This window comes from Kitasatospora sp. NPDC004615, from assembly GCF_042873545.1.
Taxonomy (GTDB): domain Bacteria; phylum Actinomycetota; class Actinomycetes; order Streptomycetales; family Streptomycetaceae; genus Kitasatospora.
This window is the reverse complement of record NZ_JBIALQ010000004.1, coordinates 384,491-398,982: the sequence shown is the minus strand read 5'-3', so window position 1 is coordinate 398,982 and position 14,492 is coordinate 384,491. Positions and strand designations below refer to the sequence as shown.

1 protein-coding gene is annotated in these 14,492 nt (G+C 76.8%); it reads right to left on the bottom strand.

Features of this window, described 5'->3' with window-relative positions; genetic code table 11:
• Positions 1–6 precede the first annotated feature (6 nt).
• Positions 7–14,256: a type I polyketide synthase gene (locus tag ACFYS8_RS16685; protein WP_387641594.1), complete on the bottom strand. Its 14,250-nt coding sequence runs from the start codon at positions 14,254–14,256 to the stop codon at positions 7–9.
• Between the last annotated feature and the right edge of the window lie 236 nt (positions 14,257–14,492).

The window sequence follows — 14,492 nt, the reverse complement described above, 5'->3', positions numbered from 1 at the left end:
TCTCTCTCAGACGTTCCCGAAGTCGTTGTCGATCAGGGCGAACAGCTCGTCCGCTGTCGCCGTTTCGGTCACCGTGGCGGTGTCGTCCACCGCCCCGGGAGGTACTGCCCCGCCGCCCGGTGCCCTGCCGCCCGGTGCGCCGGCGCGCCGGCGCCAGCCGCGCAGCAGTTCGTCCAGCCGTTCGCCGACCCCGTCGCTGTCGGCCGTTCCGGGCGGGGCGGCCGTGAGGAGCGCGGCCAGCCGGTCGAGCTCGGCCAGCAGCGGCGAGGGCGCTTCGGGCGCGGCGGACAGCTCCGCGTCCAGGTAGGCGGCGAGTGCCTCAGGCGTCGGGTGGTCGAAGACGGCCGTCGGCGGGACGGCCAGCCCGGTGGCCTCGCACAGTGCGTTCCGGAACCGCACCGCGAGCATCGAGTCGAAGCCGACCTCGGCGAAGGTGCGTTCCGGGCGCACCGGGCCGGTTCCGGGATGGCCGAGGACCGCGGCCGAGTGCCGGACGACCAGGTCGAGCACCGCCTGCCGGCGGGCCCGCCGGTCCAGCGGGGCCAGCCGGGCGGCCAGCCGTTCGGCGGGGGTCTCGTCGTCGTCGCCCGCGGCCTCCGGTGCCTCCTCGGCCGGCACTGCCGTGGTGGCGGCGGCCGTCCGGCCCGGGGTGGCCAGCCAGTACCGGTCGCGCTGGAACGGGTACGTCGGCAGCAGGACGGGTGCCGGGCCGGGGGTCCCGGTCCAGGGCGACCAGTCCACCGGACCGCCGCCGGCCGCCCACGCCTCGGTCAGCGAGGCCAGCAGCCGGTCCCGGCCGCCGTCGCCGCGCCGCAGCGTGCCGACCGCCGACACCTCCCGCCCGGTCTCCGCGGCCACCGCCTCGATCCCGGCGAGCAGCACCGGGTGCGGGCTGACCTCGACGAGCAGGGTGTGGCCGGCGTCCAGCAGGGTGCGGGTCGCTCCGGCGAAGTCGACCGGTTCGCGCAGGTTGCGGTACCAGTAGGCGGCGTCGAGCGATTCTCCGGCGACGGGTTCGCCGGTCACCGTCGAGTAGAGCGGGACGGCCGAGGCGCGGGGGCGGATCCCGGCGAGGGCTTCGCGCAGTTCGTCCTCGATCTCGGCGACCTGGGCGGAGTGGGCCGCGTAGTCCACCGGGATCGCCTTGGCCCGGACGCCTTCCCGCTCGCAGGCCGCGAGCAGGGCGGCCAGTTCCTGGGGCTCCCCGGCGACGACGACGGCTTCGGGGCCGTTCACGGCGGCCACGCACGCGCGTCCGCCGGCGGGCAGCAGGCCGGTGGTCCGCTCGGCGGAGGCGGCGACCGACACCATGCCGCCGCGTCCCGCCAACCTCAGCAGCGCCCGGCTGCGCAGCGCCACCACGAGGGCCGCGTCGTCGAGCGACAGCGCTCCGGCGACGCAGGCGGCGGCGATCTCGCCCTGGCTGTGGCCGACGACGGCGTCCGGGGTGACCCCGGTGTCGCGCCAGTGCGCGGCCAGCGCGACCATCACGGCGAAGAGCACCGGCTGGACGACGTCCACGCGCTCGAGCGTCGGCGCGCCGGGCGCGCCGCGCAGCACCTCGGTCAGGGACCAGTCGGTGTGCGGGGCGAGCGCCCGTTCGCAGTCGGCGATGGCGGCGGCGAACGGCGCGGAGGTGTCGAGCGCCGCCGCGGCCATGCCGGCCCACTGCGAGCCCTGGCCGGGGAAGACGAAGACCGTGCGGCCGCCGCGCGCCCGGTCCTGCACGGCGTCGGGGGCGGGTTCGCCCGCCGCGAGGGCGTCCAGCCAGCCGAGCAGCGCGGCGCGGTCGCGGCCGGTGGCGGCCGCCCGGAAGGGCAGGGCGGGGCGGGTGGTGGCGAGCGCCCGGGCGGCCGCGGCGGCGCCCGCGTCGGGGTCGGCCCGCAGGTGCTCGCCCAGTCGGCGCGCCTGGCGGCGCAGGGCCGCGGGGGTCATGGCGGAGAGCAGCCAGGGAACGGTGGTCCCGGGCTCCTCGGCCGGCGGGCGGTGGTCGGCGGCGGGTGCTTCCTCCAGGATGGCGTGGGCGTTGGTGCCGCTCATGCCGAACGCGGAGACGCCGGCCCGGCGCGGCCGGCCCCCGTCCGGGGCGTCCCAGGGGCGGGCGTCCGCGAGCAGCCGGACCGCGCCGGCCGACCAGTCCACCCGGCTGGACGCCTCATGGGCGTGCAGGGTGCCGGGGAGCACGCCGTTGCGCAGGGCGAGCACCGTCTTGATGACGCCGGCGACTCCGGCGGCGGCCTGGGTGTGCCCGATGTTGGACTTCAGCGAACCCAGCCACAGCGGGCGGTCGGCGGGCCGGTCCTGGCCGTAGGTGGCCAGCAGGGCCTGCGCCTCGATGGGGTCGCCGAGCACGGTGCCGGTGCCGTGCGCCTCGACCAGGTCGACCTCGGCGCCGGACAGTCCGGCCGTGGCCAGCGCGGCCCGGATCACCCGCTGCTGCGCGGGGCCGCTCGGGGCGGTGAGGCCGTTGCTGGCACCGTCCTGGTTCACCGCGGTGCTCCGTACCAGCGCGAGAACCGGGTGCCCGAGGCGGCGCGCGTCGGAGAGGCGTTCCACGAGCAGGACGCCCACCCCTTCGCCCCACCCCGTGCCGTTCGCCCCTTCGGCGAAGGAGCGGCAGCGGCCGTCGGGCGACAGGCCCTGCTGGCGGCTGAACTCGACGAAGACGTCCGGGCTCGCCATCACCGCGGCGCCGCCGACCAGGGCGAACGAGCAGTCGCCGGCGCGCAGTGCCTGGCCGGCCAGGTGCAGTGCCACCAACGAGGACGAGCAGGCCGTCTCCACGGTCACGGCGGGGCCGCCGAGGCCAAGGGTATAGGCGATCCGGCCGGAGGCGACGCTGGTGACCGTGCCGCTGAGCAGGTGCCCCTCGACCTGGTCGGACGGGTCCTGCGGGCCGGTGCCGTAGCCCTGGGAGGCGACGCCGACGTAGACGCCGCCCTCGCTGCCGCGTACCGACGCGGGGTCGAGTCCGGCCCGCTCCAGGACCTCCCAGCTGGTTTCGAGCAGCAGCCGCTGCTGCGGGTCCATGGCCAGGGCCTCGCGCGGCGAGATGCCGAAGAACTCCGCGTCGAACTCGGCCGCCCCGTCCAGGAATCCGCCGCCGGTGGTGTAGAAGGTGCCCGGGTGCAGGGGGTCCGGGTCGTAGAGGTCCTCCAGCGGCCAGCCGCGGTCGGCGGGCAGCTCGGCGACCGCGTCCACTCCGTCGGCCACCAGCCGCCACAGCTCCTCGGGCGAGCGGACGCCGCCCGGGAACCGGCAGGCCATCGAGACGATCGCCAGCGGTTCGTCGGCCGCCGCGGGATCCGCCGCGGTCGCGCTGGTCGTGCCGGTCGTGTCGTCGGCGCCCGGTTCCGTGCCGCTCAGCCCGGCGAACAGGTGCTCGGCGAGGGCGGCCGCCGTCGGGTGGTCGAAGACGGAGGTGAGCGCGAGCGGCAGGGCGGTGGCCGCGACCAGCCGGTTGCGGAGTTCGACGGCGGTGAGCGAGTCGAAGCCTGCCTCGCGGAACGGGCGGTCGGCGGCGAGGCCGACGGCCGACTCGTGGCCCAGCACGGCGGCCGCTTCGCTCCGGACCAGCTCGGTCAGCAGTTTGCGGCCCTCGGGCCCGGACAGCCGGTGCAGCCGGTGCGACCACGAGGGGTCGCCGCCCGTACCGGGTGCGGACCCGACAGAAGTGTCCGCGGGGCCGCCGTCCGCCGTCCGGTACTCCGCGGCGGCGGGCAGGCCGCGCAGCAGCGCGCTCTCCCGGACCGAACCGAAGGTGGGCGCGAAGCGGCTCCAGTCCAGCTCGGCGACGACCGCTTCGCCCTCGTCCAGGGCCAGCGCCAGGCCGAGCGCGGACAGCGCCGCCGCAGGGTCCATCGGCACCAGCCCGTGGCGGCGCAGGCCGTCGCCGACGGCGCCCTCGGCCATGCCCGCGCCGGCCCAGGGGCCCCAGGCCACCGAGGTCGCCGGCAGGCCCCGGCCGCGCCGCGCCGCGGCGAGGCCGTCCAGGTAGGCGTTGGCCGCCGCGTACGCGCCCTGGCCGCCGCTGCCCCAGGTGCCCGAGATCGAGGAGAACAGCACGAAGGCGTCCAGTTGGCGGCCTTCGAACAGGGCGTCGAGGTGGGCCGCGCCGCGCGTCTTGGCCGCCGTCCGCAGGGCCAGTTCCTCCGGCGTGCAGTCCATCAGCGCGGTGTCCGAGGTGAGTCCTGCGGTGTGCACCACGGCCCGTACGGTGTCGCCCTCGGCGTGCAGCCGCTCCAGGACCTGTTCCAGCGCGGTGCGGTCGGCGGCGTCGCAGGCCAGCACGGTGCTCCGGGCGCCGAGCGCCGCCAGGGCGTCGACCAGCGCGTCGGCTCCCGGGGCCTCGGGGCCCCGCCGGCCGAGCAGGACCAGGTGGTCCGCGCCGCGCTCCGCGAGCCAGCGCGCCACCTGGGCGCCGAGGCCGCCGGTGCCGCCGGTGACCAGGACCGTGCCGCGCGGCGTCCACGGTGCGGGTGCGGGTGTCGCGGGCTCCGGCGCGGGGACGAGCCGGCGGCCCAGCGGTGCCGGCACGCGCACGGCCACCTGGTCCTCGCCGTCCAGTCCGGCCAGCACCGCGCACAGCCCGTCCAGCGCGGGCTCGTCCAGCAGCTCCGGCAGGTCGACCAGGCCGCCCCAGCGCAGCGGGTGCTCGAGGGCCGCCACCCGGCCCAGGCCCCACACCTGGGCCTGCTCGGGGCGGACCTCCTCCGTGCCGTGGGCCGCCACCGCGCCGCGGGTGGCGCACCACAGGGGTGCGTCGATGCCGCTCTCGCCCAGGGCCTGGATCAGCAGCAGGGTCCCGGTCAGGCAGGCGTCGAGCGTCCGCAGGCCGGGGTGCGGCCCCTCGGCCAGGGCGAGCAGCGACAGGACGCCCTCCAGGGAGCCGAACTCCGGGAGCAGCGAGGCCAGTTCGGCGCGTTCGACGGCGGCCCCGACTCGGATCACGACCACATCGGCGCCGTGTCCGGCGAGGGCCTGTTCGCAGGCGAGCGCGGTGTCCTCGGCACCGGGTCCGTCCGGGACGACGAGCAGCCAGCGGCCGGAGAGGCGGGGCTCCGCGGGCGCGGTGAGCGGCTCCCACCCGATGCGGTAGCGGTGCGGGCCGGCGGTGGCCGCGGTCCCCCGGCGGCCGCGCCACGCGGCGGGGGCCGGGTCCGGCGCGGCCACCGGCCAGAAGCGCCGGTGCTGGAAGGCGTAGGTGGGCAGGTCGACCCGCCGCACGTCGGTGCCGCTCCAGCCCGCCGACCAGTCCACCGCCACGCCGCGCAGGTGCAGCGAGGCGAGTGCGGTGCGGACCGCGTCCGACTCGCCGCGGTCACCGCGCAGCAGCGGCACCGCCCCGGGGTCGCCGGGGGCGGGAGCGGAGCCGCCGGGGGCGGAGTCGGAGCCGGTTTCGGGGAGGCAGGCGTGGAGCATGCCGGACAGCACGCCGCCCGGTCCGAGTTCGAGGTACGTGGTCGCGCCCGCGGCCCGCAGTTGGCGGGCCCCTTCCAGGAAGCGCACGGTGCCCCGGGCGTGCCGCACCCAGTGGTCGGGGGAGCGGAGTTCCGCGGCCGTGGCGGTGCGCCCGGTCAGGTTGGAGACGATCTCGATGCCGGGCGCGTGGTAGGTCAGCGACTCGGCCACGTCCCGGAACGCGTCGAGCATGCCGTCCATCCGGGCGGAGTGGAAGGCGTGGCTCACGCTCAGGCGCCGGGTGCGCCGGCCGCGGTCGCGGAACGTCCCGGCCAGGCGGCGTACCGCGTCCTCGTCACCGGACAGGACCACGGAGGCGGGCCCGTTGACGGCGGCGATGTCCACCGCGTCCCGGTCCTCGGCCGACAGGGCCTGGCGCACTTCCTCCTCGCCGGCCTCGACCGCCACCATCGCCCCGCCCTCGGGCAGTTCGTCCATCAGCCGGCCCCGGGCCGTCACCAGCGCGCAGGCGTCGGGCAGGTCCAGCACGCCCGCCGCGTGGGCGGCGGCGAGTTCGCCGATGGAGTGCCCCATCAGCAGGTCGGGCCGCACGCCCCAGTGCCGTACCAGCCGGAACAGCGCCGTCTCCAGGGCGAACAGCGCGGGCTGGGTGTACCGGGTGCGGTCGAGCAGCTCCGCGTCGGGGGTTCCGGGTTCGGCGAACAGGAGGTCGCGCAGGTACAGGTCGAGGTGCGGGTCCAGGCCGGTCAGCACCTCGTCGAGGGCGTCGGCGAACACCGGGTCCTCGCCGTAGAGCTCCGCGCCGGCTCCGGCCCGCTGGCTGCCCTGTCCCGGGAACAGGAAGGCGGTCCGGCCGGGGCGCACGCCGCCGCCGGTGAGCAGTCGGCCCGCCGTCGTGCCGCGCGCGAGCGCGGTGAGCGAGCGCCGGACGGACGCCCGGTCCCGTCCCAGGACGGCGGCCCGGTGTTCGAGCGGGGCCCGCCCGGTGGCCAGCGAGTAGGCGACGTCCACCAGTTCGACGTCCGGGTCGGCGTCGAGCCGGCCCATCAGCCGGCCGGCCTGGGCCCGCAGGGCCTCCGGTGTCCTGGCCGAGAGCAGCAGCGGCACGGGCGGGCCGGTACGGCGGGCGGTGGGGGTGGCGGTGTCCGCGGCGAGGGCCATCGTGGCGGCGGCGGGGGTGGCGGCCGGGGTGTCCGTGGTGGGGGCGGCCGGGGTGTCGGTCCGGTCCAGGGCGGGCACGGCCGCGATGGCGGGCGCCTGCTCGATGATCAGGTGCGCGTTGGTGCCGCTGATGCCGAACGAGGACACGCCCGCCCGGCGCGGGTTCCCGGTCTCCGGCCACGGGGTGTGCGCGGTGAGCAGGCGGATGCCGCCGTCGGACCAGTCGACGTGCGGGTTCGGCGTCCCGGCGTGCAGGGTTCCGGGCAGTTCTCCGTGGCGGATGGCCAGCACCATCTTCATCACCCCGGCCACCCCGGCGGCTGCCTGGGTGTGCCCGATGTTCGACTTCACCGAGCCGAGCCACAGCGGGCGGTCCGCCGGGCGCTCCGGTCCGTGGACGGCCTGGAGCGCCTGCGCCTCGATCGGGTCGCCGAGCCTGGTGCCGGTGCCGTGGGCCTCGATCGCGTCGATCTGCTCGGCGCGCAGCGCGGCGTCGGCCAGGGCGGCGCGGATGACCTGCTGCTGGGACGGGCCGTTGGGGGCGGTGAGCCCGTTGCTGGCGCCGTCCTGGTTCACGGCGGTACCGCTGATCAGCGCGAGGACGGGGTGGCCGTGGCGCAGGGCGTCGCTGTGGCGCTCGAGCAGCAGCACGCCGGCGCCCTCGCCCCAGCCCGTGCCGTCCGCGTCCGCCGAGAACGCCTTGCACCGTCCGTCGGCGGCGAGCCCGCGCTGACGGCTGAACTCCACGAAGAGCCGCGGGGTGCTCATCACCGACACCCCGCCCGCGAGGGCCTGCTCGCAGTCGCCGCGCCGCAGTGCCTGCACGGCCAGGTGCAGCGCCACCAGTGACGAGGAGCACGCGGTGTCGACGGTGAGTGCGGGCCCCTGGAGGCCGAGGACGTAGGACAGCCGCCCGGACAGCACGCTGGCCGTGTTCCCGGTCAGCAGGTGGCCCTCGGACACTCCCTCGGCGCCCTCCAGCAGCGCGGAGTAGTCCTGTCCGTTGGTGCCGATGTAGACGCCGACCTGCCGGTCCTTCAGCGCGGTCGGATCCTGCCCGGCGCCCTCGACCGCCTCCCAGGCAGTCTCCAGGAGCAGCCGCTGCTGCGGGTCCATGGCCAGGGCCTCGCGCGGCGAGATGCCGAAGAACTCGGCGTCGAACTCGGCCGCGTCGTGCAGGAAGCCGCCCTGCCTGGTGTACGTGGTGCCGGGGTGGTCGGGGTCCGGGTCGTACAGCCCCTCGGTGTCCCAGCCCCGGTTCGACGGCCAGTCGCCGACGGCGTCGGTGCCCTGGGCGAGCAGGTGCCAGAAGTCCTCGGGCCGGGCGACCCCGCCGGGGAAGCGGCAGCCCATGCCGACGATCGCGATCGGCTCGTTGCCGACGGGGTCGGCGGTGTCGCTCGCCTCGTCCGGCAGACCCGGGTCGAGGGCCTGGTCCAGGTCCAGTTCCGCGAGCAGCCGGTCGGCCAGTGCCGACGGGGTGGGGTGGTCGAAGAGGACGGTGGCCGGCAGGGCCAGCCCGGTGACGGCGGCGAGCCGGTTGCGCAGCTCCACCGCCATCAGGGAGTCGAAGCCGAGCGCGGAGAACGCCTTTCCGGGCTGAACCGTGTCGACGCCGGGGTGGCGCAGGACCGTCGCCGCTTGGGTGCGGACCAGTTCGGTGAGGGCTCCGACCCGGTCCTCGTGGCGCGGCAGTGCGGCGATCCGCTGCCGCAGGGTGTCGGCGGCACCGTCGCCCTCCCGGGCCGCCGACGGTGCGGCGGTGTCCTGGGTGGGCCGCGCGGCAGCCGGGTCCGGTATCCCGTCGAGCAGGGCGGTGGACCGCAGGCCGATGGCCGCGGTGAAGCGCTTCCAGTCGACGTCGGCGACCACGACCAGCGCGTCGTCCGCCTCCAGGGCCCGGCCGATCGCGGTGACGGCCGTTTCGGGCTCCATCACCGGCATGCCGAAGTCACGCAGCCGGCCGGCGACCTCGTCCGCCAGCATGCCCGGTCCGGCCCAGGCGCCCCAGGCCACGGACGTGCCGGGCAGCCCGGCGGCCCGGCGGGCGGCGACGAGCGCGTCGACGGCCGCGTTGGCGGCCGCGTAGTTCCCCTGCCCGGCGTTGCCCACGACGCCCATCACCGACGAGAACACCACGAAGGCCGACAGGTCGAGGCCCGCGGTGGCCTCGTGCAGGTTCCGGGCGGCGGTCAGCTTGGCGCGCAGCACCACGGCGAGCCGCGCGGGGTCCAGCGCGTCGAGCACACCGTCGTCGAGGACGCCCGCCGCGTGGATGACGGCGGACAGCGGGTACCGCGCCGGGATGTCGGCGACCAGCGCCGCCAGGGCGGCCGGGTCGGCGACGTCGCACGCCGCGAAGGCCACCTCGGTGCCCAGCGCCGTCAGTTCCGCCCGCAGCGCGTCCGTGCCGGGGGCGTCGGCGCCGCGCCGGCTGACCAGCAGCAGCCGCTCCGCGCCCTGGCCCGCGAGCCAGCGCGCCGTGTGCGAGCCGACGCCGCCGGTGCCGCCCGTGACGAGGACCGTGCCCCGCCACCGGGCGTCCGGGCCGCCCGCACGGGCCTTCGGCGGCACGGACGGCGCGGGCCGGAGGCGGCGTCCGTGGACCCCGGTGGAGCGCACCGCCACCTGTTCCTCGTCGGCCGCGGCCCCCGCGAGCACCGCGCACAGGCGGCGGGCGGCCCGTGCGTCCAGCACCTCGGGCAGGTCGACCAGACCGCCCCGGCGGTGCGGGTGCTCCAGGGCCAGCGTCCGGCCCAGGGCGGCGGAGGCGGCCTGACCGACGTGTCCGGGCCGCTCCGCGCCGCCCAGGACAGCCAGTCCCTTGGTCAGCATCCAGAGCCTGGCCCGGATGCCCGCGTCCTCGAGTGCCTGGGCCAGCGCGAGGGTCAGCGCCGGACCACCGGGCAGGTCGGGGTGTTCGGGGTGGGGGCGTTCCTCCCAGGACAGCAGGGACAGCACGCCGGCGATCGGCTGCTCCCCGGCGGTCTCCGTGAGCAGGGCGGCCAGCTGTTCGCGGGTCGCGCCCGGATCGGCGACGACGCACGGGAGGAGGTCGGCCCCGGCCTCGCGGAGGGCGTCCAGGACGGCCGCCGCGTCGCCGCCTTCGGGACGCAGGGCGAGCCAGCGACCGGGGAGGCCGTCCGCCGGCGTGACCGGCAGGGGTGCCCAGGCGACGTGGTAGCGCCAGGATTCCGCCTTCCGCTCACGGCTCCTGGCGGAGCGCCAGGTCGCCAGCGCGGGCAGGACTTCGTCCAGGGCGGCGCGGCCGACCCCGAGGATTTCGGCGAGCCGGGCGGGGTCCTGCAGTTCCAGGTCGTCCCAGTGGTCCTCGGCGGGGGCGGCCGGGACGGCGGCGGGGGCCGTCAGCCAGTAGCGGGTGCGTTGGAAGGCGTACGTCGGCAGTTCGACGCGGCGCGCTCCCGGGAACGCACCCGACCAGTCCACCCCCAGCCCGCGCTCCCAGCCGCGTCCGACCGCGCGCAGCACCTGCGCCGGGCCGCCCTCCCCGCGACGCAAGGTCCCCAGCACCACGGCGTCCGCACCCGCGGCCTCCACCGACTCCCCCACCGCCACGCCCAGCACCGCGTGCGGACTGGACTCGACGAAGAAGCGGTGCCCGGCCGCCAGGAGCGCGCGGGTCGCCTGCTCGAACTCGACGGTCTCCCGCAGGTTGCGGTACCAGTACTCGGCGTCCAGGGCCTTCGTGTCCAACAGGCCGCCCGTGACGCTCGAGTAGAACGGCACCGCAGCGGACAGCGGCACGATGCCGTCCAGGTCGGCGAGCAGCTGCTCGCGGACCTCCTCCACATGCGCGGAGTGCGACGCGTAGTCCACCTCGATCGACCGCGCCCGCACCCCCTCCCCCACCAGCTCCTCCACCAGCGCGCCGACCGCGTCCGCGTCACCCGAGACCACCGTCGACAACGGCCCGTTCACCGCCGCCACCGAAAGCCGGCCCGGAGCGATGCGCTCCCGCACCACGTCCACCGGCAGCGGCAACGAAGCCATGCCGCCCCGGCCCGCCAGAGCGCGGATCGCCAGGGAACGCAGCGCGACCACCCGCGCCCCGTCCTCCAGACTCAGACCGCCCGCCACACACGCCGCGGCGACCTCGCCCTGCGAGTGGCCGACCACCGCGTCCGGAACGACGCCGAACGAGCGCCACACCTCGGCCAGCGACACCATCACGGCCCACAGCACCGGCTGCACCACATCGACCCGCGCCAGCAGGGCCTCCGAGCCGAGCGCCTCCGCCAACGACCAGTCGACGTACGGCGCCAGCGCCCGCTCGCACTCCGCCATCCGTTCCGCGAACACGGCCGATTCGGCCAGCAGTTCCGCGGCCATCCCGACCCACTGCGAGCCCTGGCCCGGGAACACCAGCGCCACCCGACCGGAAACCAGCCCGCCGCCGGACACCGCGGCACCCTGCGCCAGCGCCTTCACGCCGTCGAGCAGTTCGCTCCGGTCCCCGCCCACCACCACCGCACGGTGCTCGAAGGACGCGCGCCCCACCGCCAGCGAACAGCCCACGTCCGCCACGCCGAGCCCGGGCTCCGCCGCCACCCGCGCCGCCAGCGCCTCCGCCTGCGCGCGCAGTGCCTCGGCGCTGCGCGCCGACACCGGCCACACCACCGGCCCGGGACGCGGGGCGTCCTCCACCGCCTCGGCCGGCACGGACTCCAGGATCACGTGGGCGTTGGTCCCGCTGATGCCGAAGGAGGACACGCCCGCCCGGCGCGGGCGTCCCGTGTCGTCCCAGGCACGGGCCTCCGTCAGCAGCCGGCCGGCGCCCGCCGACCAGTCCACCTCGGGCGTCGGACCGTCCACGTGCAGCGTCCTGGGCATCACACCATGCCGGAGCGCCAACACCGACTTGATGACGCCCGCGACACCGGCCGCGGCTTGGGCGTGGCCGATGTTGGACTTCAGCGACCCGATCCACACCGGCCGGTCCGCCGGCCGCCCCTGCCCGTAGGTGGCCAGCAGCGCCTGCGCCTCGATCGGGTCACCCAACCGCGTCCCCGTACCGTGCGCCTCCACCACGTCCACGTCCGAGGCCGTCAGCCCCGCGTCCGCCAGCGCCGCCCGGATCACCCGCTGCTGCGACGGACCGTTCGGCGCCGTCAGACCATTGCTCGCACCGTCCTGGTTCACCGCCGAACCACGCACCACCGCCAGCACCGGATGCCCGAGACGCCGCGCGTCCGACAACCGCTCCAGCAGCAACATGCCCACGCCCTCGGCCAGGCCGAAGCCGTCGGCGGCCGCCGCGAACGCCTTGCAGCGGCCGTCGGGGGCCAGGCCGCCCTGCCGGCTGAACTCGACGAGCATGCCGACCGTGGACATCACGGTCGCGCCGCCGGCCAGCGCCAGCGAGCACTCGCCGGAGCGCAGCGCCCGGACCGCGAGGTGCAGGGCCACCAGCGAGGACGAGCAGGCCGTGTCCACGGTGACGGCCGCCCCCTCCAGGCCGAGGGTGTAGGCCAGGCGGCCCGACGCGACGCTTCCGGTGTTGCCGGTCAGCAGGTGGCCGCCCTCGTCGGCGCCCTGTTCGAGGGAGGGGCCGTAGTCCATGGTCATCGCCCCGACGTAGACGCCCGTCGGGGTCCGCCGCAGGGTGGACGGGTCGATCCCGGCCCGCTCCAGCGCCTCCCAGGTGGTCTCCAGCAGCAGCCGCTGCTGCGGGTCCATGGCGAGGGCCTCGCGCGGCGAGATGCCGAAGAACTCGGCGTCGAAGTCGGCCGCGCCGGCGAGCGAACCCGCCTCCCGCTGGTAGTACCGGCCCGGTGTGCCCGGTGCGGGGTCGTACCGTCCGGCGGTGTCCCAGCCGCGGTCGTCGGGCAGCGCGGAGACGGCGTCGGCGCCCGCCGACACCAGCTCCCAGAGGTCGTCGGGGCTGCCGACGCCGCCGGGGTAGCGGCAGCCCATGCCGACGATCACCACGGGGTCGTCGTCCGCGGGCCGCCGCACCGGCTCGACCGCGTCCGTGCGCAGGTCGGGCCGGTCGCCGCCGATCCGGGCGCTGAGGTACGCGACCAGGGCCGCCGGGGTCGGGCAGTCGAAGACGGCCGTCGCCGGGATGCGCAGCGCGGTCGCCGCGCTCAGCCGGTTGCGCAGCTCCACGGCGGTGACGGAGTCGAATCCCAGGTCGAGGAAGGCCACGTCGGCGGGGACCGGTTCGGACCGCCCGGTCACCGCGGCGATCTCCTCGTCCACCAGCCGGGCCAGCGCGGCGCGCCGTTCCGGGGCGTCCATGCCGGCCAGCTCCGCGTGCAGCGCGCCGCCGGCGTCCCGGCCGCCGCCCGTACCGCCCGCACCGTCCGGGTCCGCCGGGCCGGGCTCCGCGAGCGCCGCCAGGACTGCCGCCGGCAGCTCCCGTACCCCTGCGGACGGCGCCTCCGGTTCCCGTTCCGGGGTGACACCGTGCACGTACAGGTCGCCGAGCGAGGTCAGGAACCGGCCCGGACCGCCCTGGTCCCGGCGCAGCGTTCCGAGGACGGCGGCCTGCGCGCCGTGTTCCTCCGCGCAGTCCGTGAGGGCGGAGGTCAGCACGGTGTGCGGGCTGACCTCCAGCAGGACGCCGTACCCGTCCCGGAGCAGGGCGCCGGCCGCCTGGTGGAACCGGACAGGGTTGCGCAGGTTGCGGCACCAGTAGTCGGCGTCCAGGACCGGGGCGTCCAGTCGTCCGCCGGTCAGTCCGGAGTAGTAGGGCAGCTGCGGTGTGCGGGGCCGGATCGGTGCGAGGTCGGCGTGCATCCGGGGGACGATCGCGTCGATGTGGGGGGAGTGGGCGGCCAGGCCGACCGCGATCCGCCGTGCGTGCACCCCCTCCGAGGCCAGGTCGGCGAGGAGTTCGGCCGCGGCGTCGCGGTCGCCGGAGACGATCACGGACCGCGGACCGTTGTGCGCGGCGACGACGAGGCGGCCGTCCCAGCGGCGCAGCCGCGGCTCGACCGCGTCGGCCGGGGCCATGACGGAGACCATGTCGCCCTGCCCGGCCAGGGTCGCCTGGGCCTGGCTCCACAGGGCGACCACCCGTGCGGAGTCGTCCAGGGACAGCGCGCCGCTGACCGCGGCGGCGGTGACCTCGCCGACGCTGTGCCCGAGCACGGCGGCCGGTTCCACGCCGTGGGAGCGCCACAGCTCGGCGAGCGACACGGTCACGGCGAACAGCAGGGGCTGCACCACGTCGGCCCGGTCCGCGGCGGGGGCGCCCGGCGCGTCCGGGTCGCGGAGCACGTCGATCGGCGACCAGTCGGTGAACGGTTCCAGGGCCTGCGCGCACGCGTCCATCCGGTCGCGGAACACCGCGGAGGTGTCCAGCAGGTCCACGGCCATCCGGGGCCACTGCGCGCCCTGTCCGGGAAACACGAAGGCGACCCGGCGGCCCGCCGCGGCGGTGCCCTCGACCAGGCCGGGCATGCTCCTGCCGTCGGCGAGCGCGTCCAGCCGCCGCAGGAACCCGTCCCGGCCGTCGGCCACCAGTGCCGCCCGCCGGCTCCCCTCGGAGGCGGTGCGCGCGAGGGCGAGCGCGATGTCCTGGGGGCTCCAGTCGTCACGACCGGCCAGGTACCCGTGCAGGCCGCGCGCGCCGGCCGCCAGCGACTCCCTGCCGCTGCCGGCCAGTGTCCACAGCAGCGGTGCTTCCGTACCGTCGGGGTGCGCCATCGTGTCTTCGGACTCCTTCACGGCGAGCGGGACCACCGGTCGCCGAACCGTGGCGGGCGCCCGCTCTCGCGGGTCGCGCGCCGACCGGGACGCCTTCGTCAGGCCCGGCGCGTACCCCCACCGGACCTGCGACGTCGATCTTGCCCACTGCCGCATAGCAGCCCGATAGCGCGGGCCGCGACACGACGCGGGTACCGGGAGCGGGCGGGGCGCGGAGCGGCGGGAGGGCCGCGCGC